The sequence below is a fragment of the Campylobacter jejuni genome (assembly GCF_049221745.1).
In the GTDB taxonomy this organism is placed as follows: Bacteria; Campylobacterota; Campylobacteria; order Campylobacterales; family Campylobacteraceae; genus Campylobacter_D; species Campylobacter_D jejuni_E.
In genome coordinates, this window is sequence record NZ_JBMJAO010000002.1 from 83,121 (window position 1) to 104,980 (window position 21,860).

The 21,860-nt window shown below is 29.8% G+C and carries 20 protein-coding genes; 3 read left to right on the forward strand and 17 right to left on the reverse strand.

Annotation, left to right across the window (positions count from 1 at the left end):
* Nucleotides 1-18 precede the first annotated feature (18 nt).
* The 4 genes from ruvX to ilvC are packed head-to-tail and all read right to left on the reverse strand — an operon-like array spanning nucleotide 19 to nucleotide 3,270.
* On the reverse strand, nucleotides 19-402 hold the full coding sequence (ruvX, locus tag ACOTU8_RS03000; protein WP_422341734.1) for a Holliday junction resolvase RuvX: 384 nt from the start codon (nucleotides 400-402) through the stop codon (nucleotides 19-21).
* Nucleotides 399-1,172 carry a DNA-processing protein DprA gene (gene dprA, locus ACOTU8_RS03005; protein WP_422341735.1) on the reverse strand — a complete coding sequence of 258 codons (774 nt, stop codon included), beginning with the start codon at nucleotides 1,170-1,172 and terminating at the stop codon, nucleotides 399-401. The genes ruvX and dprA overlap by 4 nt, the downstream gene beginning before the upstream one ends.
* A complete protein-coding gene (locus ACOTU8_RS03010; RefSeq protein ID WP_422341736.1) occupies nucleotides 1,162-2,244 on the reverse strand; it encodes a divergent polysaccharide deacetylase family protein in 1,083 nt (360 codons plus the stop codon). The genes dprA and ACOTU8_RS03010 overlap by 11 nt, the downstream gene beginning before the upstream one ends.
* 3 nt (nucleotides 2,245-2,247) lie before the next feature.
* Nucleotides 2,248-3,270 (reverse strand): ketol-acid reductoisomerase, encoded by a 1,023-nt coding sequence (gene ilvC, locus ACOTU8_RS03015; protein WP_422341737.1) that lies wholly within the window; start codon nucleotides 3,268-3,270, stop codon nucleotides 2,248-2,250.
* A gap of 118 nt (nucleotides 3,271-3,388) precedes the next feature.
* On the opposite strand from ilvC, the gene ACOTU8_RS03020 reads away from it, so the two are divergent.
* The 3 genes from ACOTU8_RS03020 to ACOTU8_RS03030 all read left to right on the forward strand — a co-directional run bounded on the left by ACOTU8_RS03020 (nucleotide 3,389) and on the right by ACOTU8_RS03030 (nucleotide 7,418).
* Nucleotides 3,389-5,323 (forward strand): RNB domain-containing ribonuclease, encoded by a 1,935-nt coding sequence (locus ACOTU8_RS03020; RefSeq protein WP_422341738.1) that lies wholly within the window; start codon nucleotides 3,389-3,391, stop codon nucleotides 5,321-5,323.
* Nucleotides 5,316-6,281 carry a DNA polymerase III subunit delta gene (gene holA, locus ACOTU8_RS03025; protein WP_422341739.1) on the forward strand — a complete coding sequence of 322 codons (966 nt, stop codon included), beginning with the start codon at nucleotides 5,316-5,318 and terminating at the stop codon, nucleotides 6,279-6,281. Before ACOTU8_RS03020 ends, holA begins: the two co-directional genes overlap by 8 nt.
* 93 nt (nucleotides 6,282-6,374) lie before the next feature.
* Nucleotides 6,375-7,418: a type I restriction endonuclease gene (locus ACOTU8_RS03030; protein ID WP_422341740.1), complete on the forward strand. Its 1,044-nt coding sequence runs from the start codon at nucleotides 6,375-6,377 to the stop codon at nucleotides 7,416-7,418.
* A 23-nt stretch (nucleotides 7,419-7,441) separates the two neighbouring features.
* Here ACOTU8_RS03030 and hypA read toward each other — a convergent pair whose 3' ends face one another.
* The 13 genes from hypA to pstC form a co-directional block, all read right to left on the reverse strand.
* A complete protein-coding gene (gene hypA / locus ACOTU8_RS03035) occupies nucleotides 7,442-7,786 on the reverse strand; it encodes a hydrogenase maturation nickel metallochaperone HypA (RefSeq protein WP_422341741.1) in 345 nt (114 codons plus the stop codon).
* Nucleotides 7,786-8,760: a hydrogenase expression/formation protein HypE gene (hypE, locus tag ACOTU8_RS03040; protein ID WP_422341742.1), complete on the reverse strand. Its 975-nt coding sequence runs from the start codon at nucleotides 8,758-8,760 to the stop codon at nucleotides 7,786-7,788. The genes hypA and hypE overlap by 1 nt, the downstream gene beginning before the upstream one ends.
* Complete coding sequence (hypD, locus tag ACOTU8_RS03045) at nucleotides 8,757-9,848, reverse strand: hydrogenase formation protein HypD (RefSeq protein WP_422341743.1); 1,092 nt, start codon at nucleotides 9,846-9,848, stop codon at nucleotides 8,757-8,759. Before hypD ends, hypE begins: the two co-directional genes overlap by 4 nt.
* Nucleotides 9,832-10,113 (reverse strand): HypC/HybG/HupF family hydrogenase formation chaperone, encoded by a 282-nt coding sequence (hypC, locus tag ACOTU8_RS03050; protein ID WP_143725807.1) that lies wholly within the window; start codon nucleotides 10,111-10,113, stop codon nucleotides 9,832-9,834. The genes hypD and hypC overlap by 17 nt, the downstream gene beginning before the upstream one ends.
* Nucleotides 10,113-10,856 (reverse strand): hydrogenase nickel incorporation protein HypB, encoded by a 744-nt coding sequence (gene hypB, locus ACOTU8_RS03055; RefSeq protein WP_422341744.1) that lies wholly within the window; start codon nucleotides 10,854-10,856, stop codon nucleotides 10,113-10,115. Before hypB ends, hypC begins: the two co-directional genes overlap by 1 nt.
* 76 nt (nucleotides 10,857-10,932) lie before the next feature.
* On the reverse strand, nucleotides 10,933-13,122 hold the full coding sequence (gene hypF / locus ACOTU8_RS03060) for a carbamoyltransferase HypF (RefSeq protein ID WP_422341745.1): 2,190 nt from the start codon (nucleotides 13,120-13,122) through the stop codon (nucleotides 10,933-10,935).
* Nucleotides 13,103-14,623 carry a hypothetical protein gene (locus tag ACOTU8_RS03065; protein ID WP_422341746.1) on the reverse strand — a complete coding sequence of 507 codons (1,521 nt, stop codon included), beginning with the start codon at nucleotides 14,621-14,623 and terminating at the stop codon, nucleotides 13,103-13,105. The genes hypF and ACOTU8_RS03065 overlap by 20 nt, the downstream gene beginning before the upstream one ends.
* A gap of 41 nt (nucleotides 14,624-14,664) precedes the next feature.
* Nucleotides 14,665-15,312, reverse strand: a complete 648-nt coding sequence (locus ACOTU8_RS03070; protein WP_422341747.1) for a M48 family metallopeptidase — start codon at nucleotides 15,310-15,312, stop codon at nucleotides 14,665-14,667.
* On the reverse strand, nucleotides 15,288-16,604 hold the full coding sequence (locus tag ACOTU8_RS03075; protein WP_422341748.1) for an MATE family efflux transporter: 1,317 nt from the start codon (nucleotides 16,602-16,604) through the stop codon (nucleotides 15,288-15,290). Before ACOTU8_RS03075 ends, ACOTU8_RS03070 begins: the two co-directional genes overlap by 25 nt.
* Before the next feature lie 2 nt (nucleotides 16,605-16,606).
* Nucleotides 16,607-19,051 carry a hypothetical protein gene (locus tag ACOTU8_RS03080; protein ID WP_422341749.1) on the reverse strand — a complete coding sequence of 815 codons (2,445 nt, stop codon included), beginning with the start codon at nucleotides 19,049-19,051 and terminating at the stop codon, nucleotides 16,607-16,609.
* 67 nt (nucleotides 19,052-19,118) lie between these two features.
* The gene (gene pstB / locus ACOTU8_RS03085; protein ID WP_422341750.1) at nucleotides 19,119-19,859 is read right to left on the reverse strand and encodes a phosphate ABC transporter ATP-binding protein PstB; all 741 of its coding nucleotides are present in this window, start codon (nucleotides 19,857-19,859) and stop codon (nucleotides 19,119-19,121) included.
* Nucleotides 19,856-20,944 (reverse strand): phosphate ABC transporter permease PstA, encoded by a 1,089-nt coding sequence (gene pstA, locus ACOTU8_RS03090; protein WP_422341751.1) that lies wholly within the window; start codon nucleotides 20,942-20,944, stop codon nucleotides 19,856-19,858. The genes pstB and pstA overlap by 4 nt, the downstream gene beginning before the upstream one ends.
* Complete coding sequence (gene pstC, locus ACOTU8_RS03095) at nucleotides 20,941-21,855, reverse strand: phosphate ABC transporter permease subunit PstC (RefSeq protein ID WP_422341752.1); 915 nt, start codon at nucleotides 21,853-21,855, stop codon at nucleotides 20,941-20,943. Before pstC ends, pstA begins: the two co-directional genes overlap by 4 nt.
* Between the last annotated feature and the right edge of the window lie 5 nt (nucleotides 21,856-21,860).

Sequence of the window (21,860 nt, forward strand, 5' to 3'; positions counted from 1 at the left end):
GTATAAAGTTTTTCTATTCTAGAGAGCAAAATAATCCTTTATCATGATAAAAGCGGATAAAGAATCTAATTTACCATCTTTTTTGTATGTATTTGCTACGCCGTATTCTAAAGCTTCTTTACTTGTCCCACTTTCATCTACAAAGCAAATTTCTTTATCAAATTCAAGCAAAGAAACAAAATGCTTAATGCGTCTTGTCATTTCTTCTTCACTTGATCCACCCTTAGGAATGCCTACAATGAGCAAAGAAATTTCATGTATTTTAAGTAAATTTTTGATTTCGTTGGCGGCTTGATTGCGATTTTTTCTTAAAACTGCATCTAGAGGCAAAGCGATCTTTTTATCTAAGCAAAGCGCTATACCTATGCGTTTTAAACCTACATCTAAAGCCAAAGCTCTCATACTAAAACCCTTATAAAAAGCCCTTCTATGGAAATTTTTCCCTCAAGTTCGTATTCATAAACTTTTTGTCCATAAATTTTTAAAGCCTCATCAACACTCACACCTTTTTTGCAAAACTCTAAAAACTCATCTTGATTTGTATCTATACTTGCAAACTCACTTACAAATTCTTTAAAATCACAGATTAACTTTGCTTTATTTTCCTTTAAAAGCAAATTAGTCCCTGTGCTTTCTCCTAGTCTTTGTGGTAAAACATATAAAGGCTTATTGAGTCCTAAAGCAAGTTTTGCACTTTGCATAGAACCACTTTTAATATCTGCTTGTGCAACCACAACAGCCTTACTTAAAGCAATAACCAAACGATTTCTTAGTAAAAAGTCATAATTTTTTGGCAAATAATCATCTTCGTATTCGCTTAAAGCTAAAGCATTTTCATAAATTTGTTTAATGATTTTTTCATTAGCTCTTGGATAAATTTGATCTAAACCATTAGCAAAAATACCTATAGTATTTGGCATAGCTGCCATACTTGCGGTGATATCCACACCCAAAGAACCACCACTTACCACGCAAAGATGAGCATTTTTAAGCATACTCGCTAAAGAAAAAACGCAATTTTTCGTATAAACACTCATACGTCTTGAACCTATAATAGCGATTTTATCTTGCTTTAATAAAGATAAATTTCCTTTATAGTGTAATTTTTTAGGAGACTTTTTTAAATCTTTAAAAAGTTCTAAAAATTCATCAGGCAAAATTTCACTTGCCATAAATTTCACTCAAATACACAAGATCTACACTTTTTAACAATTCCTTACTTTGTTCTAAAGCCTTTAAAGTATTTTTTTTAGGATGTCCTATGGCTATAACAAAACCTTTTTTTTGTGCGAGTTTTACTGCGCTTTCGAGTTGTTTTTTAACATAATTAACATCATCTTCATTATCTAAAAACACATCTCTTTGTATATAAGGCATGTCAAATTCTTTAGCTACTTTATTTGCTTTGGAGTTTCCTATGGTTTTAGAATCCACAAAAGATATATTTTCAGCTCTCAAAGCTTCATAAAGCTTTCTCATAGCTTCTTCATTGCTTGTAAATAAACTTCCTGTGTGATTATTGATGTATCTTAAATCCTTAAAATCTTTTTTAATTTGCTTGATTTTTTTAAAAATTCTTTCTTTGCTATCATTTGGATTTAAAGTATCAAGCTCGGGTTTATTGTAATTAATTGCCGCTAAAGGTAAATGCACCATATAAAAATCAAATTTTAAAGCAAGTTTTGGCGTTTCGCTATGGTTTTTATCTGGCGGGAAAAAAGAAGGATTTAACTTTAAATTTAAAGCTTTTAAACCTCTAACCTGACTTGCATTTGCCATATCATCGATAATAATAGCAAGTTTTGGTTTTTTAGAAATTTTATTTAAATTAATATCTTTATTAAAAGTTAAATTTTGTTCTTGGGTTAAATTTGTATCTTTTGGAATAAAATTTTGCTCTAAACTCTGATTTTGCTCTAAACTTAAATTCTGATCCACACTGCTTAAATTTTGCTCATTTAAATTTGCATTTAAATCATCAATTTCTTGAATTTTTTGCTCTAAAATACTTACAGATTTATTATTATCAAACTCATTCTCTTGAAAAATACCAATTTCATAATGATCTTTGTTTGATGAAATTAAATCTTCTTGTTTATCAATAAAATAATCCGGCTTAGCAGAAGAAACGTCTTGGGAATTTTGATATTTTATTAAAATTCCCAAAGCTAAAGCTATACAAAGTAAAAAAAGTATAGCTATGATTAAATAACGCTGAATTTGAACTAATTTTTTCTTTGACAATGTTTAGTTCTTATCTTTATCTACTAATTTTTTAGCACTGATCCAAGGCATCATAGCACGCAAATTACGTCCTGTTTTTTCTATTAAAGAATCATTCATATTTTTACGTTCTGCATGCATTCTAGCAAAACCTGCACGGCGTTCTAAGATAAAATCTTTTGCAAAAACACCATTTTGTATATCTTTTAAAACATCTTTCATCGCTTTTTTAGTCTCTTCAGTGATGATTTTTGGCCCCGTGATGTAATCACCATACTCTGCAGTATTTGAGATAGAATAACGCATATCTGCAATACCACCTTGATAAATCAAATCCACAATGAGTTTCATTTCATGCAAACACTCAAAATAAGCCATTTCAGGTTCATAACCTGCTTCAACCAAAGTCTCAAAACCTGCTTGAATCAAAGCACTAAGTCCACCACAAAGCACGGCTTGTTCACCAAAAAGATCTGTTTCTGTTTCGGCTTTAAAGGTTGTTTCTATAATGCCTGTACGTCCACCCCCAATCGCACTTGCATAACTTAAGGCTAAATTTTTAGCATTTTTACTTTCATCTTGATGGATGGCTATTAAACAAGGTGTTCCACCACCTAAACTAAATTCATTTCTTACTGTATGTCCTGGTGCTTTAGGTGCTATCATGATAACATCTATACCTTTTGGAGCAACGATTTGACCATAGTGGATATTAAAACCGTGCGCAAAAGCTATAGCCTTACCTTCACTTAAATTTGGTTTTATTTCAATATTAAAAATATCTGCTTGAATTTCATCAGGAGCTAAGATCATAATCACATCTGCTGTCTTAGAAGCTTCACTTACGCTCATTACTTCAAAACCAGCATTTTTTGCTTTAATAGCACTTGCACTACCTTCACGAAGTCCGATAATCACATTTACGCCATTATCTCTTAAATTCATTGCATGAGCGTGTCCTTGAGAGCCAAAGCCTATAATTGCTACTTTTTTTGATTTGATTAAATTTAAATCACAATCTTTATCATAATATACTGTAATAGCCATAATCACTCCTTTAAATTCAAAAAATTAAAGGTATTATTATAGCAATTAAAGTATAAATTTCATATTTTTTTTATAAACTTTATGTAAGAATTTTACAAAAAATCATAAAGTATAAAAAGTGAAAGAATTTTTAAATAGTCTTAATTATGGCATCAATCCTTGCGAAGTAAGTAATGAATTTAAGCAAATTTTAAGAGAACTTTTAGCTAATTATATCATCAAAGAATATAAAAACAAATATTATCTTAACAATGGTTTTACCTTTGGAATACTTGATATTTCAAGCAAAGGCACAGGTTTTTTACAATGCTTTGATGAAAGTTTTAAAAAAGATCTTTTAATAGAAAATAAAAATCTAAAAGGAGCAAACTATAAAGATATAGTTGCGGTAAAGCTTTTACCTTTAAAGAGAAAACGCCCCAGTGCAAAAGTGATTTTGGTTTTAAAAAGAGCTAATGAAACCTCTTTAGTGATCACCAAAAGATACGGCGAAGCTATACTTGGAATGAACATTAAATCAGGATTAAGCACCGTCTTAAAAGCTTCTCAAAAATCCTTAAAAGCACTACCTTTAGGAACAATTTTAAAAATAGAAAATGAAAACAACAACATCATAGAAGTTTTAGGGCATATTGATGATGAAAGTGTAGATGAAAAAATCTCTTTAGCTCTTTTTAATAAAAATAGCGAATTTAGTGACGCTTGTGTTAAAGAATCTTTGGCAAATGGCGATAGTGTTGATGCGAATATGTATGAAAATCGCACAGATTTAAGAGCTTTACCTTTTTGCACCATAGATCCTGTGCATGCAAAAGATTTTGATGATGCGATTTATTTTGATACTCAAAAACGAGAAATTTATATAGCCATTGCCGATGTTAGCGAATATGTCTATGCTTATAGTGCTATAGATAAAGAAGCAAGAAATCGTGGATTTTCTATTTATTTTCCACATATTGCTATACCTATGCTGCCTCGTCCTTTAAGTGAAAATATCTGTTCTTTAAAACCCCATTTAGATCGCTTAGCGTATTGTTTTAAAATCACACTCGATCATGAAAATAGAGTCATAAAAGAAGAACTTTTTGAAGGTATTATCAACTCAAAACGCCGTTTTAATTACGATGAAGTTGATGAAATTTTAGTGCAAAAGCCTGATTTAAAAGAGCTTTCATGGCTTTATGAACTTTTTGAAATCACAAAAATTTTACGTAAAATGCGTCTTAAAAATGCTTTTGAATTTCGCACTGAAGAACTTAGAATAAATTTAGATGAAAAACTTAGTCTAAAAAGTACAGTTTTTGAAAAAGACACACCTTCGCATAATTTAATCGAAGATTGTATGCTTTTAGCCAATAAAGCTGCAGCAAAACTCATAGATATAGGTATTTTTAGAAATCACTTAAGCGCTGATGCAAGAAAAATCGATAAGCTTTTAAATGATTTATGTGAACTTGGAATCGATGTAAACTTCAAAGCCAATCTTCCTGAACTCATACGCGACATACAAGCCTTAGCCAATGAGTTAAATTTAAGAGCAGAAGTAGATAAACTCATCATTAAAGCACAAAAAAAAGCAGAATATTCTAGTATAAATGCGGGACATTTTGGCTTGGGTTTTGACAAATACTCACATTTTACAAGTCCTATAAGAAGATATTCTGATCTTATTTTACACAGGCTTTTAAAAGCCAAACAAAAAAATGATGAAAAACTTTTTAATTATCTACTTTTAAATATAGAAAGCACCTGCGAGAGCCTTAGTACGCTTGAAAGAGAAGCAGATAAGGTTGCTTTTGATTTTATAGATAGAAAATTTGCTAGATGGGCAGCTAAAAATATAGGTAAAAAATTTAAAGCTTTAGTTGTACAAAATGATGGAGTTTGTATAGCTAAACTAGATGATGAAATTAAAGGGGCTGATCTAATCCTTTATGATACACGTGCCAATTTACTAGAAAGTGTTGAAGTACAAATTATGGAAGCGGATATAGTTATGGCAAAAATTTATGCTAAAATCACCCAAAGACTTACAAAGGAAGAAAATGTATAAAAAAGAACTTCAAACCCTACTTTCTAAAGGTTCAATACCTAATTTTTTCTTTCTTTATGGAGCGGATAATTTTCAAAGCGAACTTTATGCTGAATTTATAAAAGAAAAATATAAGCCCGATGAAACTTTAAAACTTTTTTTTGAAGAATACAACTTCACTCGTGCGAGTGATTTTTTAAGCACAGGATCGCTTTTTAGTGAAAAAAAATTACTAGAGATTAAAACTTCTAAAAAAATTCCAACAAAAGATCTTAAAATTTTAGTAGATCTTTGCAAAAACAATATGGATAATTTCTTTCTTTTAGAGCTTTATGATGAAAGTTCAAAGCAAAGCGATATAGAAAAAATTTTCTCTCCTTATTTTGTAAGATTTTTTAAAGCTAATGGAGCTAAAGAAGGCGTGGAGCTTTTAAGTATAAAAGCAAAACAACTAGGAGTTGAAATCACTCAAAATGCTTTATTTACCCTTTTTACAAGTTTTGATGAAAATTTATATCTTGCTGCGAGTGAGCTTAATAAATTTAGCGGTTTAAGAGTAGATGAAAAAACTATAGAGCAGTATTGTTATAGTTTGAATACAGGAAGTTTTGAAAGCTTTTTTGAAAAAATTTTTAAAAAACAAGACTTTAAAAGCGAGCTTGAAAAAATTTTAGACAATTTTAATGAAATTGCTTTAATCAACTCTTTGCATAATTCTTTTTATCGCTTATTTAAAATCGCACTTTATGCTAAAGTTAATGGTAAAATTGATTTTAAAGAACTTTTAGGTTATACCCCGCCTCCTCAAATAGGACAGAATTTAAGCACTCAAGCCTTTAGTTTAAAAATCGAACAATATAAAGGAATTTTCACTCTCTTACTTAAAAGCGAATACGAACTTAAAACCAATTCTAAGCTCGTAAAAAAAGAATTTTTGATTTCAAATTTGCTTAAACTTGCAAGGATTTTGAAAAGCTAAATAGTAAAATTATAAAAATTAAAATCACTTTTTTTATTATAAAACTAAAAAAATATTGCTATAATACTTTTAACAAAAACAAAAGGAATAAAAATGGATTTTGAAAATCAATTAAATGGCATCGTTGAAACAATAGCTGAACGCAAAACACTTGTCAATACTGAAGAAGCTACAAAAATGACTTTTATAATGCCTTTTTTAAAAACATTAGGTTATGATGTTTTTAACCCTAGTATTGTTGTGCCAGAATATACCGCAGATATAGGGACTAAAAAAGGTGAAAAAGTGGATTATGCTATTTTCAAAGATTCAAAACCTTTTATTTTAATTGAAGCTAAAAATCATACTGAAAATTTAGATAATCATAACAATCAACTTGTAAGATATTTTAACACTAATCCTAGTATTAAATTTGCTATTCTTACCAATGGTATTGAATATAGATTTTTTACAGATATTGAACAACAAAATCTTATGGATAAAATACCATTTTTAGTTGTTAATCTTGAAAAACTTAAACCTAGAGATATTAAAGATTTAAAACGTTTTATTTGCACTGACTTAAATTTAGATGAAATTCTAAGCATTGCTATGGAGAAAAAATATTACCGAAGTATACAAGAAATTTTTAAAAGTGAAATAGAAAATCCAAGCGATGAATTTACAAGTTTTTTTGCTAAGCAAATGACAGAAAAAAGAATGACTAGTACTGTTTTAGAAGAATTTAAAAATTACATTAAAAAATCTTTTAAAGAAATTATTAATGATTTAGCTTATGAAAAAATCACAAGTATTAAAAACAATCTTCAAAACATAAACGATGATGAAAATGATGAGCAAATTGATGAAAGTAAGGATATTGTCACAACAGAAGAAGAATTACAAGGTTTCTATATAGTAAAATCAATTCTTGCTAGCGTCAGTGCCCATCTTGAAGATGTAAGCTACAAAGATACTTTAAGCTATTTTAGTATTTTATATCAAGGGAAAGTTACTAAGTGGATATGTAGATTATATTTTAATACAAGCAAAAAATCTATTAGTTTTCCAGATGGAACAAGTTATAATATAGAAAAATTAGAAGATATTTATCAATATAAAGCAGATATTATCAAACATTTTGAAAGCAGAAAGTAAAAATCATTTATTGATTTTTACTTTCACTCCATTACAAGTCGCATAAGGTGTAAGTCCTCACCTTGTGTGATTTTATATTCTATACTTTGACATTTAGGACACTTAAAAACATTTTCTTCTAAAATGCTTATTTGATCACATTTTAAGCATAAAATTTCAAGCGGAGCAAGTTCTATAAAAAGTTTAGCATTTTTACAAATATTTGAGTTTTCTTTAAAAGTTTCAAAACAACGCTTAAAAAGATCTACTTCTATACCGCTTAAACGCCCTATTTTTACATAAATCTCTTGCACATTTTGAGCGTTATTATTTAAGGCATTTTCTTCGCAAAGTGTGATTAAAGACTCTACTATACTTAATTCGTGCATTAGCAAATTCTTGGTAAAAGTTCGCCTTTTGGGCTTTCTAAAAAGCGCTTGGCTCCATAAGCATTTTGTAAAATCACACGTGCTTTTTGTTCTTTTAAAATTTCTCCTATGATGCTGGCGTTTTTGTTGTATTTTTTAAGAATTTCTAAGGCTTTTAACTCGTCTTCTTTTTCTACACAAAGTATAAAAGTGCCCTCATTTGCAAGCTCATACGGCTCATAACCAAAAAGCTCACAAAGTCCTAAGACTTCATCTTGCACGATGATTTTTTCTTCAAAGATTAAAAGATCATTTCCACTTTGCTTTGCCCACTCATTTAACACCGCACTAAGTCCGCCACGAGTAGCATCACGCATAGCTACAACCTTTATATTCTTTTCTAAAAGCTCTAAAACTTCTTTATTCAAAGCCTTACAATCACTTTTTATATCAGCTTCTAACTCATTTCTTTTAATCAAAACACTAGCCCCATGTCTTCCTATATCACCTGAGACAAGTATGCTAAGACCTGCTTTGATATTTTTGCTTTCTTTTTTAGAGATAATTTCGCCTAAGGCTGTAGTGTTGATATAAATTTCATCCCCTTTGCCTTTAGGAACAACTTTAGTATCGCCACAAACTAGCAAAACTTCACATTTTTCACACTCTTCTTTAATGCTTTTTAAAATGCGTTCTAGTTTTTCTAGCTCAAAACCTTCTTCTAAGATAAGTCCTAAGCTAAGATACTTTGGCTTAGCACCCACCATCAAAATATCGTTAATAGAACCACAAACACAAAGTTTGCCGATATTAACCTCTTCATCTAAAAAAATTGGACTTAAAACAAAAGAATCCGTGCTTAAAGCCAAATTTCCTAAAATTGCCGCATCATTATTTGCGTTTAAAATTTCATTATCAAAGATCTTAAAAAGCTTAGTTAAAAGCTCATTCATCTCTTCTCCACCACCTCCGTGGGCTAAGGAAATATTTTTCATACATTCACCTTTGAGTATTTATAATACGCTGCACAAGCACCCTCGCCTGAAACCATACAACTTCCTATAGGACTTCTTGGAGTACAAGCCTTACCAAAAACTTTACAATCATAAGGCTTAGCCAAGCCTCTTAAAATTTGTCCACAAATACAGGCTTTGCTTTCATTTTTACTTTGCACTACACAATCAAATTTTTTACTCGCATCATAGGCACTAAATTCTTCTTTTAGTTCCAAGCCCCCATCTTTGACAAGCCCTAAGCCACGAAATTCAAAATCGCACACTTGAAAATACTTTTTTACTAAATTTTGTGCTCTAATATTACCTTCTTTGCTTACAGCTCTTTTGTATTGATTATACACTTTAAAAGTGCTTTCGTTGCTTTGTTTTATAATGTTTAAAATACTTTCTAAAATATCTACAGGTTCAAAGCCACTCACGGCTATAGGGGTTTTAAACTTGGCAGCTATAGGCTCATAAATACCATAACCTGTAATCACGCTCACATGAGAAGGACCTAAAAAAGCATTGATTTTTACATTTTCATCATTCATAATCGCTTCTATGGGTGCTGGAACGGTGATATGATTGATATGAAAAAAAACATTTTTTAAATTTTCTTCTATCACTTTTTCGATGAGTAAGGCACTCATGGGCGTAGTGGTTTCAAAACCTATAGCAAAAAAGATGATATTTTTATTTAAATTCTGCTTAGCAATCTCTAAAACTTCAAGCGGTGAGTAAAGTGCTCTAACATCAGCTCCTTTTGCTCTTAAATCCAGCAAAGAAATTTCACTTCCTGGTACTCTTAAAAGATCGCCTAAAGTGCAAAAAATCGTATCTTTCATAGAAGCAAGTTTAATAGCCGTATCAATACGAACTCTAGGCATTACACAAACAGGACATCCTGGCCCATGGATAAAATTTATTTCCTTTGGCAAAATAGAAGGTAAAGCAAATTTCATAATGCTATGCGTATGCCCGCCACAAATTTCCATTATATTGATAGGATTTTTAAGTTCTTGTTCTATAAGTTTTTTTAAAGCTAAAATATTTTGCTTATCTCTAAATTCATCGATGAAATTCATTTAAACCTAAATCTCCTTCATCACTTTTTATCTCTCCAGTATTCATTTTTTCTACTATTTCTTGATAGGTTTTAATGCTTTCTAATGCAGCTTCTTTGTCGATTTTTTCCATAGCAACACCTACATGTATTAACACATAATCACCTTGTTTTAAAGGCTCATCAATCAAATCTAAATTTACTTTTCTTTTTACGCCCAAAGTCTGCACTAAAGCATTATTTAACTCATCAATTTCTAAAATTTCAGAAGGTATAGACAAACACATTAAAAAAGCTCCTTTTTGAGTTTAAGTACTTTATACCAAAGCTCCATATTGGTACCATTTTTTGCATCAAGAACGATAATATCAGCTCTAGGGCTTAATTCTTTGATAAGTTTGCTTGCTTCTTTTATATCAAAGTCAAAATGATGCGCTAAGTCCGCCTTTGTAATTAAAACAATGTCTGCTTTTTTAAACATCACTGGATATTTTTGTGGCTTATCGCTACCCTCTGTTACAGAAAGTAAAACTACATTTATATGTTCCCCTAAATCATAACTTGCAGGACAAACTAAATTTCCTACATTTTCTATAAAAAGCAAATCTACATCTTTGATATCTAAATGATGTAAAGCCTCATGCACCATAAAAGCGTCCAAATGACAACTTTGTCCTGTAGTGATTTGATATGCCAAAGCTCCGGCATTTTTTACTCTTAAAGCATCGTTATTGGTTTCTAAATCCCCTTCAATCACAGCGATTTTAAACTCATCTTTTAAAGCTTTGATAGTATTTTCTAAAAGTGTGGTTTTTCCACTACCTGGAGAACTCATTAGATTAATGCAAAGCGTATTAGCTTCATTAAAATGGGCTCTATTATGCTTAGCCTCTTCATCATTTTTACTTAAAATTTTAGAAATCACTTCTATAGTTTTACCTTCTTTTAAACTTGGATTTTCATGGTGATGGTTATGATGATGATCATGTGTATGAGTTGAATTTATAGAACAACCGCAATCTTTACACATTTTTTTCCTTTTATAATTTTTTATCTCATTTTAACCTTAAAAGTATTAAAAAATTATGAGTTTTTGGAATGTTTTATTATTTTTGTAAATTTAAATAATGTACCATTTGTCCTAAAGCTATAGAGCTATCATTGCAAGGAAATTTCAAAGGTACAAAAAAATCAAAATTTTTAGCTTTTAAAATTTCAAGCAAAGTTTTATTTTGAAAAACTCCTCCGCTTAAAAGCACTTTTAAATCATAATCTTTGCTAAAATCTATGATAAAATTTGCCAAGGCGTTAAACATGCCTGTAATTGCCTTACTTTTTTCATCTTGCAAAGCCCCTAAAATCAAATTTTTAAAATTAATCTGACCTTTTTCTACAAAAAGCTCATAAGAAAAATCAAGATTTTCATCATAAAAAGCTTCACACATCAAGCCAACTTGAGCTTCGTAAGAGCTTTTTTCTAAGTTAAAAACAATACTTCCAAAAGCATCGATAATACGCCCTAAAGAACTTGTTTGCAAACTAGAATGAAAATAAATTTTTCTAAGATTTTGAAGTTTTATTTTTGGAATTTTTACTAAAAATTCTTTAGCTTCTTTTTCTAAATCATAATGCCAAATCAAACTTAGGGCTAAATTTTGTATATTTTTAATATCACTATTTATAAGAGTAAAATTTTCAAAATGAGCTATTCTTTTATATTCTTTTAAATTTCCTATAAAAACTTCTCCACCCCAAATTTTACCATCTTCTCCATAACCCGTTCCATCGCATATAAAAGCTAAAGCCTTTTCATCTTTTAAAAATTCTTTTTCATATTCAAAATAAGCTGCACAAAAATGCGCGTAATGATGAGAAATTTTAATCCTTTCTTCAAACTCTTTTGCATAACTAAAATGGGGGTGTTTATCGCATAAAATCACATCAAATTTTAAATTATAATTTTGCTTAAAAAATTCCAAAAGTTTAAAAAATCTTTCATGCACATCAAGACTTTTTAAATCCCCTATATAAGGAGAAATTAAAAGCTTATTTTCATAAAAAATCACAAATTCATTCTTAAGCTCCGCACCTAAAGCTAAAAAAGCGCCTTTTTTATTAAAATTTCTTTCTAAATAAAAAGGATTTAAGCCCCTTGAAGTGCGTAAAAACATAGTTTTTCCATTTACAATTTGAACAATACTATCATCGCTTGCATTGATAATAGCTCTATCATAATCTAAATAAAAATCAAATACTTCACTAAGTTTTTGGCGTAAATTTAACTCGTCTTTAACAATGCTTTCTCCGCTTAAATTTGCACTCGTTGCCACAAGACTTCCTTTAAAATACTCAAAAAGCAAAAGATGCAAAGGCGTATAAGCTAACATAATACCAAGTTTATCAACATCAGGTGCAATTAAAGAAAAGGCTTTTTTTGCCTTTAAAATTACAATAGGAGCTAAAACTCCACTTAATAAAGCTTCTTCTTTTTGATCTATAAAAGCAAGTTCTTTAGCGCTTTTTAAATCTTTACACATCAAAGCAAAGGGTTTTTTAGGGCGATTTTTTCTAAGCCTTAGGATTTTTAAAGTTTCTTCATTAAAGGCATCACACATCAAATGAAATCCACCCATACCTTTGATAGCTAAAATTTTACCTTCTTTTAAAAATTTTGCACTTTGTATAAAAGCTTCTTGATCTTTGGCTAAAATTTTACCCTTTTTATTTTTAAGAAAAACGCTAATCTTGCATTTAGGACAACTTATAGGCTGAGCGTGAAAACGCCTATTTTTAGGATTTTCATACTCATTTTTGCAAAACTCACACATAATAAAATCTTGCATAGAAGTATTAACCCTATCATAAGGGAGACTTTTTATAATGCTAAAACGCGGTCCACAATGCGTACAAGTGATAAAAGGATATAAAAAACGTGGATTTTTTTCATCAAAAAATTCTTTTTTACACTCTTTACAAAGTGCAAAATCACTAAGTATAGGAGTGCTTTTTGCATTCTCTAAAGAAGGGGTGATGCTAAATTTTTTATAGTTTGAAATAGGAATTTGGGTATATACAAGTTGATCTATCCTTGCTAAAGGCGGGAGATGGTTTTTTAAATTTTCTATGAAATTTTCGCATTCTTTTTGAGTGCAAGCAAGAATGATCTCTACCCCAAAACCATCATTTCTTACCTCGCCAAAAAGCTGTAATTTCGAAGCTAGTTCATAAACTAAGGGACGAAAACCCACTCCTTGAACTAGGCCTGAAATTTTGATCTTATACCCTAAGTGGTACATCGCTTAAGTGACAATTTTTAAGATGTTTTAGAGTATTTTTAAGCAAAGATTTATGCTCAAACAAAGACCCACTTATAAGTGCTAATTCGCTTTGTTTTTTCTCTCTTAATTCATCATAAGTATCACGCAAAAAATAAGCTAAACTTTCTACTGCTCCATAAGCAATATTTGCACTATCTACCCCTGCTAGCATAAAACTCATAACAGATCTTAAAGTTCTAGTATAATCAAAGCTTTTATCTTTTCTTAAACGATAATCAATCTTCACTCCACGAGGCATTTTTAACTCATCAACGATTTTTAAAAGCTCACTGGCAGCCTCTTGTAAATTTTTACCTAAATTTAACACCCTACCTATTAAACCAAGCAAAGAATAAAAATTGTTTTTAAGTTCAAAACTTTCATTTAAAAGAGGAAATTCCTTAGCAAAATTTTCTAAAAGCCTTGCACCAATTTCATCTTTTTTAATCTCATCATAAAATTCTTTACTATGTTTTGGCAAGGAGAGATTAAGCAAATTAAACTCTTTATTGATAAGTAAAACATCTTCATAATCTTTACTAAGCTCTAAAATAAAAGCCTTTTCTTTATAACGGCTAATAAGATAAGAAATTCTTGCCATATTTTTATCTTCTTTAGAAAAAATAAGTTCTTTCGCCTTAGTATTGATAAATTCAAAACCTTCTAAAACTACTATTTGTTCATCTAAAGTACTGATATAAAAATCTTTTTGATATTCTTCTATCTTTTTCACATTTAAAAATTTATACTTATTTTCAAAAAGTTTTAACCCTAAAGCAAAGCAAAATAAATCTCTAGCAAGTCTTATTTTAAAATCATTAAAATTAAGATTATGATTTTTTCTAAACATAGCATTAAATCTTAGTTTCATCAAGGGTTTTTCTAAACTTGCAAGAAGTTTTAAATTTTCATTTGAACAAACAAAAACTGAATTTATAGCCTTAATATCACAAGGAAATAAAAAATCTCCTATAAAATCATTCTTAAATAAAGAAAGTTCATAAATACCATTTTTATCTTTTAAATAAATCTTTTTTTCTTGACTTAAAAAATCAAAGGCAAGGTTTAAAAAAGCATTGAAATTTTCTTCATTGATTTTTTCAAATTTTGATAAATCTTTTGAAAATTCACACTCGCAAAACACACCCCATTCGTTTTTGCTTAAAAGTTTTTTTTCTTGATAAGCACTAGAATTTAAATGTGTAATATAAGAAAATTTAAAAAATTCTTTATCTTCTAGCATACAAGGGTTAAAATTTTGACCCGTTTTTACATCAAATTTTTTCAAAAAAACACTATGACTCATCAAATTTAAAGAATCACAAAAAGTCTTTAGATTTATTTCATCTGCATCGATAGAAAAATGATAAATATTATCTTGTTTTATAAGGGTGTAATTATAATCTCTGGCATAAAAACGTAATAAATATTCAAAAATATCATTATCTGCATTATACATAAAATCAAAATCTAAAGTCATATTATGCCTTTTTTGAAAAATAGATTATAAATATAGCATTTTTAACTTAAAAATTCTTTCTCTCTTTGCCTAAAATCACTCATAAAATGCCCAATAAAATCATAAAATTCTTTGCAGTGATTGGGGAATTTTAAATGACTTATTTCATGTAAAATTACATATTCAATACCTCTTAAACTCTTTTGCAAAAGTTTTAAATTTAAATTAATATAAGCTTTATTGTGATTGCACGAACCCCAGCGTGTTTTCATAGTTTTAATACTTAAGTGAGTATAACATAAACCTGTTTTTTTACTCCATTTTTTAAGATAAAAAGTAAAAATCTTTTTAGCATTTTGCTTTAAAAATAAATCTAATTTTGCTTTATTTTTACAAATAATTTCATCTTTATCAAAATAAGTTTTTTTAGCATTTTCATCAAAAATAATTTTATATTTTTTAGCTAAAAAAATTAAATCATCCTCTTTTAAAACTTTTTGATAAAATCTTTTTTTAGCCTCATTCATCCAAAAACTTGATTTATCTAAAAACTCATAAACATTTTTAAAAGTGCAAAAATAAGGGATATTAAGAATAAATTCACCCCTTTCATTTAGCCTTAATCTTAAAGTTTTTATACGTTTTTTAGAGTAAAAATAGCATTCATCTTTGTAAATAAAAGACTTCAAACTAGAATTTTTCCTTGCCATTTTTTACTTTTCCATCTATATGAATTTACTATTCCACGCAAAAACTCATCTGCACAAAAACCTATCCAAACACCTAAAATTCCAAGATTAAAATGAAAACAAAGCACATAACCCACAGGTAAAGATACTCCCATCATAAAAACAAGCCCACTAAAAAATGGAAATTTTGCATCACCACTTGCACGCAAGGAATTAACCATGACTATATTAAAAGTACGTGAAATTTCAAGAAAGATTGAAAGAACAAACAAAGGTATCATTATTTTTTTTAAATCTTCTTTTAACCCTAAAGCTTCCATGGTAAAATCTTGGCAAAGATAATTTAAAAGTGCCACTAAAGCACTCGCTATAACGCTAAAATATAAAGCACGCCAAGCGTGTTTATAAGCGATATTTTCATATCTAGCACCGACTAATTTACCTACTATGATTTCATTAGCTATACTCGTAGCTTGTCCTATAAGCATAATAAGCATTGAAATTTGAAAATAAATCGTTTGCACAGCCAAACTTGCCTCACCTAAGCTTGCCACAAAGGCAAAAGCTATGGTGTATTGCACTATCCATAAAAGATTTTCTCCTGCTGAAAATCCCCCTATATTTAAAACTTTTTTCAAAACCTCTTTTTCAAACTTCATCATTTCTTTGATTTTAAGATGAATTTTAAGCTTATAAAAAAGTATCGCAAGCAAGGCAATTATAAGCACAATTCGAGCAAAAATATTACTAAGCCCTACTCCAAAAAGTTCTAATTTTGTATAATGTAAAACATAATAATTTCCCCCAATCACTACTATGTCCATCAAAAAACCTATAAGCATCACCCAATAAGCCATATTATAAACCCTTACAATAGCAGCTAAAACAATGCCTATGGCATCAAAAAACAAACAAATTGCGAGCATATGTAAATAAATTTCGCTATCTTTAAGCAGTTCTTGTGGGATTTTTAAAAGATAAAGCAAATACTCCCCGTGCCACAAAATAAGCACACCACACACAAAGCCTAAAAGTGCATTTAAAAACAAACTTTGATGAATCACTTTTCTTGCTAAAACATGATCTTTTGCACCAATTGCTTGAGCTATCACCACACTACAACCCACACTTAAAAATGAAAAAATAGTGATAAAAAGATCTAAAATTTGATTTCCAGCCCCCATAGCACCCACAAGAAAATTAGAATAATGCGACACCATAGTAGTATTGATAATCACAGTTAAATACTTAGAAAGCAAATCCCAAAATATAGGAAAACTAAGTCTTGTTAAAGAAAGTTGTTTTTTTGCCATGATTATTCCTTTAAAAAGCCGTATTCATAAATTTTTGGTTCTAGCTTTTTGGCTAAAATATTTAAAGCCTCATTTAAATCACTAAGCAAGGCTTTATAATACTCATCTTTTGCTTGGCTAGGATGCTTCATCCTGCCTTTTTCATCTCTACCTTGAAAAAATTCTTTTATATCATAAAGTGAAGCATTGACTAGATAGTTTTTATCTTCGCTATGGGTATGATAGTATTTAAAAAGTTCTTTTGCTGCCTTTAAAAGCTCTTTTGCTTGGGAGCTAAATTCTATCCTTGCTAATTCATCATCAAAAAGTGAGTTTTCATCTTTTATCTTGCCCCTTATAAATTTATACATAAAATCACTCTCAAAAGCTTCTTTTGTGATACCTAGTTCTTTTTCACTAAAAGGTATGAAATGATTTATCCCTTCTTTAGAGCTTATTTTATTTTGTCCATGAAAGAGCATAAAAGCTAAGCAATCGCTTTTAAATTCATTATCATTTTTATATAAATCATTAGGATATAAAAACTGATCTCTATCGTTTATCCAAGTAGCATTTATAGCATGACGAACAGAGAAATATACAGCACCATTTAAAAGGTTTTTTAGCGAGAATATGTAAAAATTAAAATGCTCTATTCCTTTGTTAAGAGAAAGATATAATTGGCTATTATGTTGAAAATCTGGGCTTGGGTTTCCCATAAATCCAAATTTCTCTTGTGATTTTTTATCATCAAAAATCTTGATCCATTTATTAATACTTTCTTTTTGATCATTATAAAAAGTTTTTATTCCTAAAAAACTCCCATTTTTATTAAATGTATCAAGTTTTATTTTTTTAATTTCTTCTTTTTTACTTGTATCCCATATCAAAAATCCTATAGGAAAATTTCCTTTTACATTATCAAAGGTATTAGCAGGCACCATAAAGCCTTTTAAAAATTTAGCCTTAAAATTCTTTCTAAATTTTATAAAATTGGTAGAATTTACATATTTTAAAGTCGAAAAACTAGCCATTAAACAATCTTCTATCTCACAATAAATTCTGATAAAAAATTGTGCAAAAAGCTCATTGTTCGCTTTTCCTAAAATGTCTTTATATTTTTCACAAATTTTATTTTCCCTAGCTACTTTTTCTTTATTTTTTCCAGTTCCTGTAACTTGTGTAGCACTTGTAGCCTCCGCATAAGGTGGATTGATAAATATTATTAATTTTTTGCGTTTATTTTCATCCTTTAAAATCTTTTGTAAATTTAAAGGTAATTTTGATTTTTGGATGATTTTACCCTTATCATCCACTTCATCAAAAAATTCATCATTTAAAAAGTTAAACTCAAAAACATGATTTTCAAACAAATTCGCACCATTTTTGATACGCTCATGTATAACATCTATATCGGCTTTATCAAGAGTAGAGCAAAAGATATTTTTTGCATTGGTAAAATTTGCTAACAAATTCCCTGTTCCACCTGCTAAATCCCATATATAATACTCCTCTTCATAATCTTCACCAAAAGTTTTTGATAAATACTCACAAGCCTTATCCACCCAAATTCTAGGAGTAAAAAAAGCTCCTTTTCGCTCTCTTATATCTTGATCTACAAGCAAATCCCTACGCTTTATGATATAGTCCCAAAATTCTTTTCTTGGAGGACGCTCATAAATCGCCCAAAACTCATGATGAGCTTTTTGATTATCCTTAAATGAAGTGTGTTTGTTGATGATAAAACCTAAATCACTTTTTGTTTTATTAAATTCATAATAATCTTTTTTAAGAATGGCAAATAAATTTTGACTGATAGTTTCATTTTCATTTGAAAGTAAATCAGCCAAATAAAAATCAGCATCTATAATCCCGCTTTCTTTAGCTAAATTCCAATTAATACTGATGGTATCTTTAACCATTTTGTTCCATTTGTGATAAATACTTACAAAATTATTTTTATCGATTTTAAATTTACTTATATTTTCACTTGTAAGATTTTCTTTTATGAAATTTTTTAATTCTTCATCATTTTTTTCATAATAAAAAATTTGTGCTGTATTTAAAATGCTATCTAGATCTTTTAGAAGTTTTAAAAACTGCTCACTTTTATGATTGCTAGGTGTTACACTAAAGTCTATATCGCTTTGATAAAAAATTTCTTGCAAAGAAGAAAAAGGTAAAAAGGCCATCTTTTCAGCGTCAAAAGCACAAAGCAAATTGGGAGTTTGCTCTGTATAAAATTTATACTTTCCTATGGTAAGCACAAGCTGAACAAAAGACTTTTTAAGCTCGCTTTTTCCTTGTTTAGCTTCAGCCCAAAGTAAATTAACTTCGCCTAAAAGTCCTAAATTTTGAGTGATACAAAAATCAATCTTAGTACCTACATAATTAAACTTAGAAAAATACAAATCCTTAATCTTACTTTTTAAAGGTTCTTCGCTAAGTTTTAAAAGCTCCTCAAACAAATCATATCCTTAAAAAATATTTTAAAGACATGATTTTAATAAAAATATACTTTTTTTTGTATAAATCTTACCCAAAAGCACCGCTTAAGTAAGCCTTGGTTTTTTCTTGTTTTGGATTTTCAAAAAATTCTTTACTTTCACCAAATTCTATAAGCTTACCAAGATGAAAAAATGCAGTATAATCCGCCACGCGTTTGCCTTGTTGCATGTTGTGCGTTACCATAATCATAGAAAGATTATGACTTAATTCCTTTAAAAGCTCTTCTATAACACCCGAGCTAATAGGATCTAGTGCAGAAGTAGGCTCATCTAAAAGCAAAAGCTTAGGTTTTATCGCCAAAGCTCTTGCGATACAAAGGCGTTGTTGTTGTCCGCCTGAAAGAGCTAAGGCATTTTGCTTTAATTTATCTTTAACCTCATCAAAAAGCCCTACTTTTTGTAAGCAATCCACCACCAAAGCTTCTTCATCATCTTTGTTTTTAACCATACCATGAAGTTTTGGCGCATAAGAGATATTTTCATAAATGCTTTTTACAAAAACATTAGGCTGTTGAAAAACCATACCTACATTTTTACGCAAGGCTACTACATCTTGATTTTTAACATCTTTTCCTTGTATTTCTACCAAACCATCAATTTTTGCGATTTTATCATTCATCCTGTTAAAACAACGCAAAAAAGTGGATTTACCACATCCTGAAGCACCAATTAATGCAGTGATTTTGTTTTGCTCTATTTGCATGTTAATATCAAATAAGGCTTGTTTTTTTCCATAAAATAAATTTAAATTTGTTGTTTTTGCTATCACTTTAATTTTCCTTGAAAATATTTTCTTAATAATATCGCACTAAGATTTAACACGACTAAAAGTCCTAAAAGCACCATAATACCCGCTGCGGTTCTTTCTAAAAATGCACGCTCTGGCATAGCCGACCATGAGTAAATTTGAGCAGGTAAAACACTAGTTGGATCAAAGATCGAGCTAGCCACATCAGGGATAAAAGCTATCATACCAATAATCATCAAAGGTGCAGTCTCTCCTATAGCCCCAGCTAAAGCAAGAATAGAACCTGTTAAAATCATAGGCATAGCTAAAGGTAGCATGACACCTTTTACCATTTGAACCTTTGTCATACCTAAGGTATAAGCGGCATTTTTCATGTTAATATCCACACTTTTTAAAGCTGCTTTTGTTGAAACAATGATAATAGGCAAACTCATAATCGCTAAAGTAAGCCCGCCTACTAAAGCACTCGAACGTGGCATTCCAAAGAAATTGATAAACACTCCAAGTCCTAAAAGTCCAAATAAGATACTAGGAATGCTTGCAAGATTATTAATGCATACTTCTATAAAATGCGTAAGGACATTTTGCGGCGCAAATTCTTCCAAATAAATCGCCGCTGCAACCCCTATAGGCACACTCACAACCATACAAACAAGCATCACAAACAAAGTCCCCACAACTGAAGATAAAATTCCTGAATTTTCAGGTGATTTTGAATCCCCGTTTAAGAAAAAATTACTATTAAATTTCAATTTTATCTCGCCTTTTTGCACAAGATCATCAACTAAAGCTCTTTGCTTTTCACTTAGACGATTATACTTTTGCTTCATGTATTGATCTACTTCTGAATTTGCCAAAAGCCAAGATTTTTCAGTAAGTTGTCCCGTTCTTATCTTTCTTTGCTCTGCACGAGATAAAAGTTCATAAGCAGGAGAATTTCTGCTAGCTTCTACAAAAATATAACTTTGTTTAAAAGCTCCAATTCCAAGATAAGCCACACTTCCTAAAAAAATACAAAGAAAAATTAAATTAATATAAAGCCCCATTTTGCAAAGTCTTTTAAAAGACTTTGAAGCTTTTTGTCTTTTTTTAAAAAGTTTTTTCATAAATTTTTCCTTTTGTGAAAGCCATTAATAAGATAAACACTAAATACATTGATAATTAAAGTAACGAGAAAAAGCACCAAACCTAGAGAAAAAGCACTTAAAGCCAAAGAACTATCAAAAGCTTGATCGCCACTTAAAGCTTCTACGATTTTTACTGTTACTGTTGTCATATCTTCTAAAAAATTCATTGTTAAATTCGGACGTAAAGAAGCTGCCATTACCACTATCATGGTTTCACCCAAAGCTCTTGAAAGACCTAAAAGACAAGCTGCAACTATACCAGGAATAGCTTCAGGTAAAATCACGGCAAAAACCACTTCTTTTTTTGTCATACCTAAAGCATAAGCTCCATTTATCCTTTTCTCACTCACCGACTCTATACAATCTTGTGATAAAGAAGCCACTATAGGTACTATCATAATCCCCATGATAAAACCTACTCCTAAAGCACTTTGAAAACTTGCTTGTATGCCAAATAAAGAAAAAAACCATACTATAAAAGGTGCTACAACTATAGCCGCAAAAAATCCAAAAACAACAGTAGGAATTCCTGCAATGATTTCTAAAATAGGTTTTAAATAATTTTTAGATTTTTTACCAGCAAAAACACCTAAATATATAGCACACATAACCCCCAAAGGCAAAGCTGTTAGCATGGCAATTAATGAGATATAAAAAGTTCCCCAAAAAAGCGAGAGCACCCCAAAAACACCTTGTTTGCTCGTTCCATCTGCATTCATAAAAGCTGCATCAGCTGCCCACTGACTTGAAAATAAAAAAGTAATAACACTTTCTTTTTGAAAGAATCTCAAAGCTTCAATTAAAATTGTAAGCATAATAGCAAAACTTACTATCACACTTACAAAAGCACATAAGAAAAGTGCAAATTTGATTATTTTTTCTTTTAGCAAAGTTC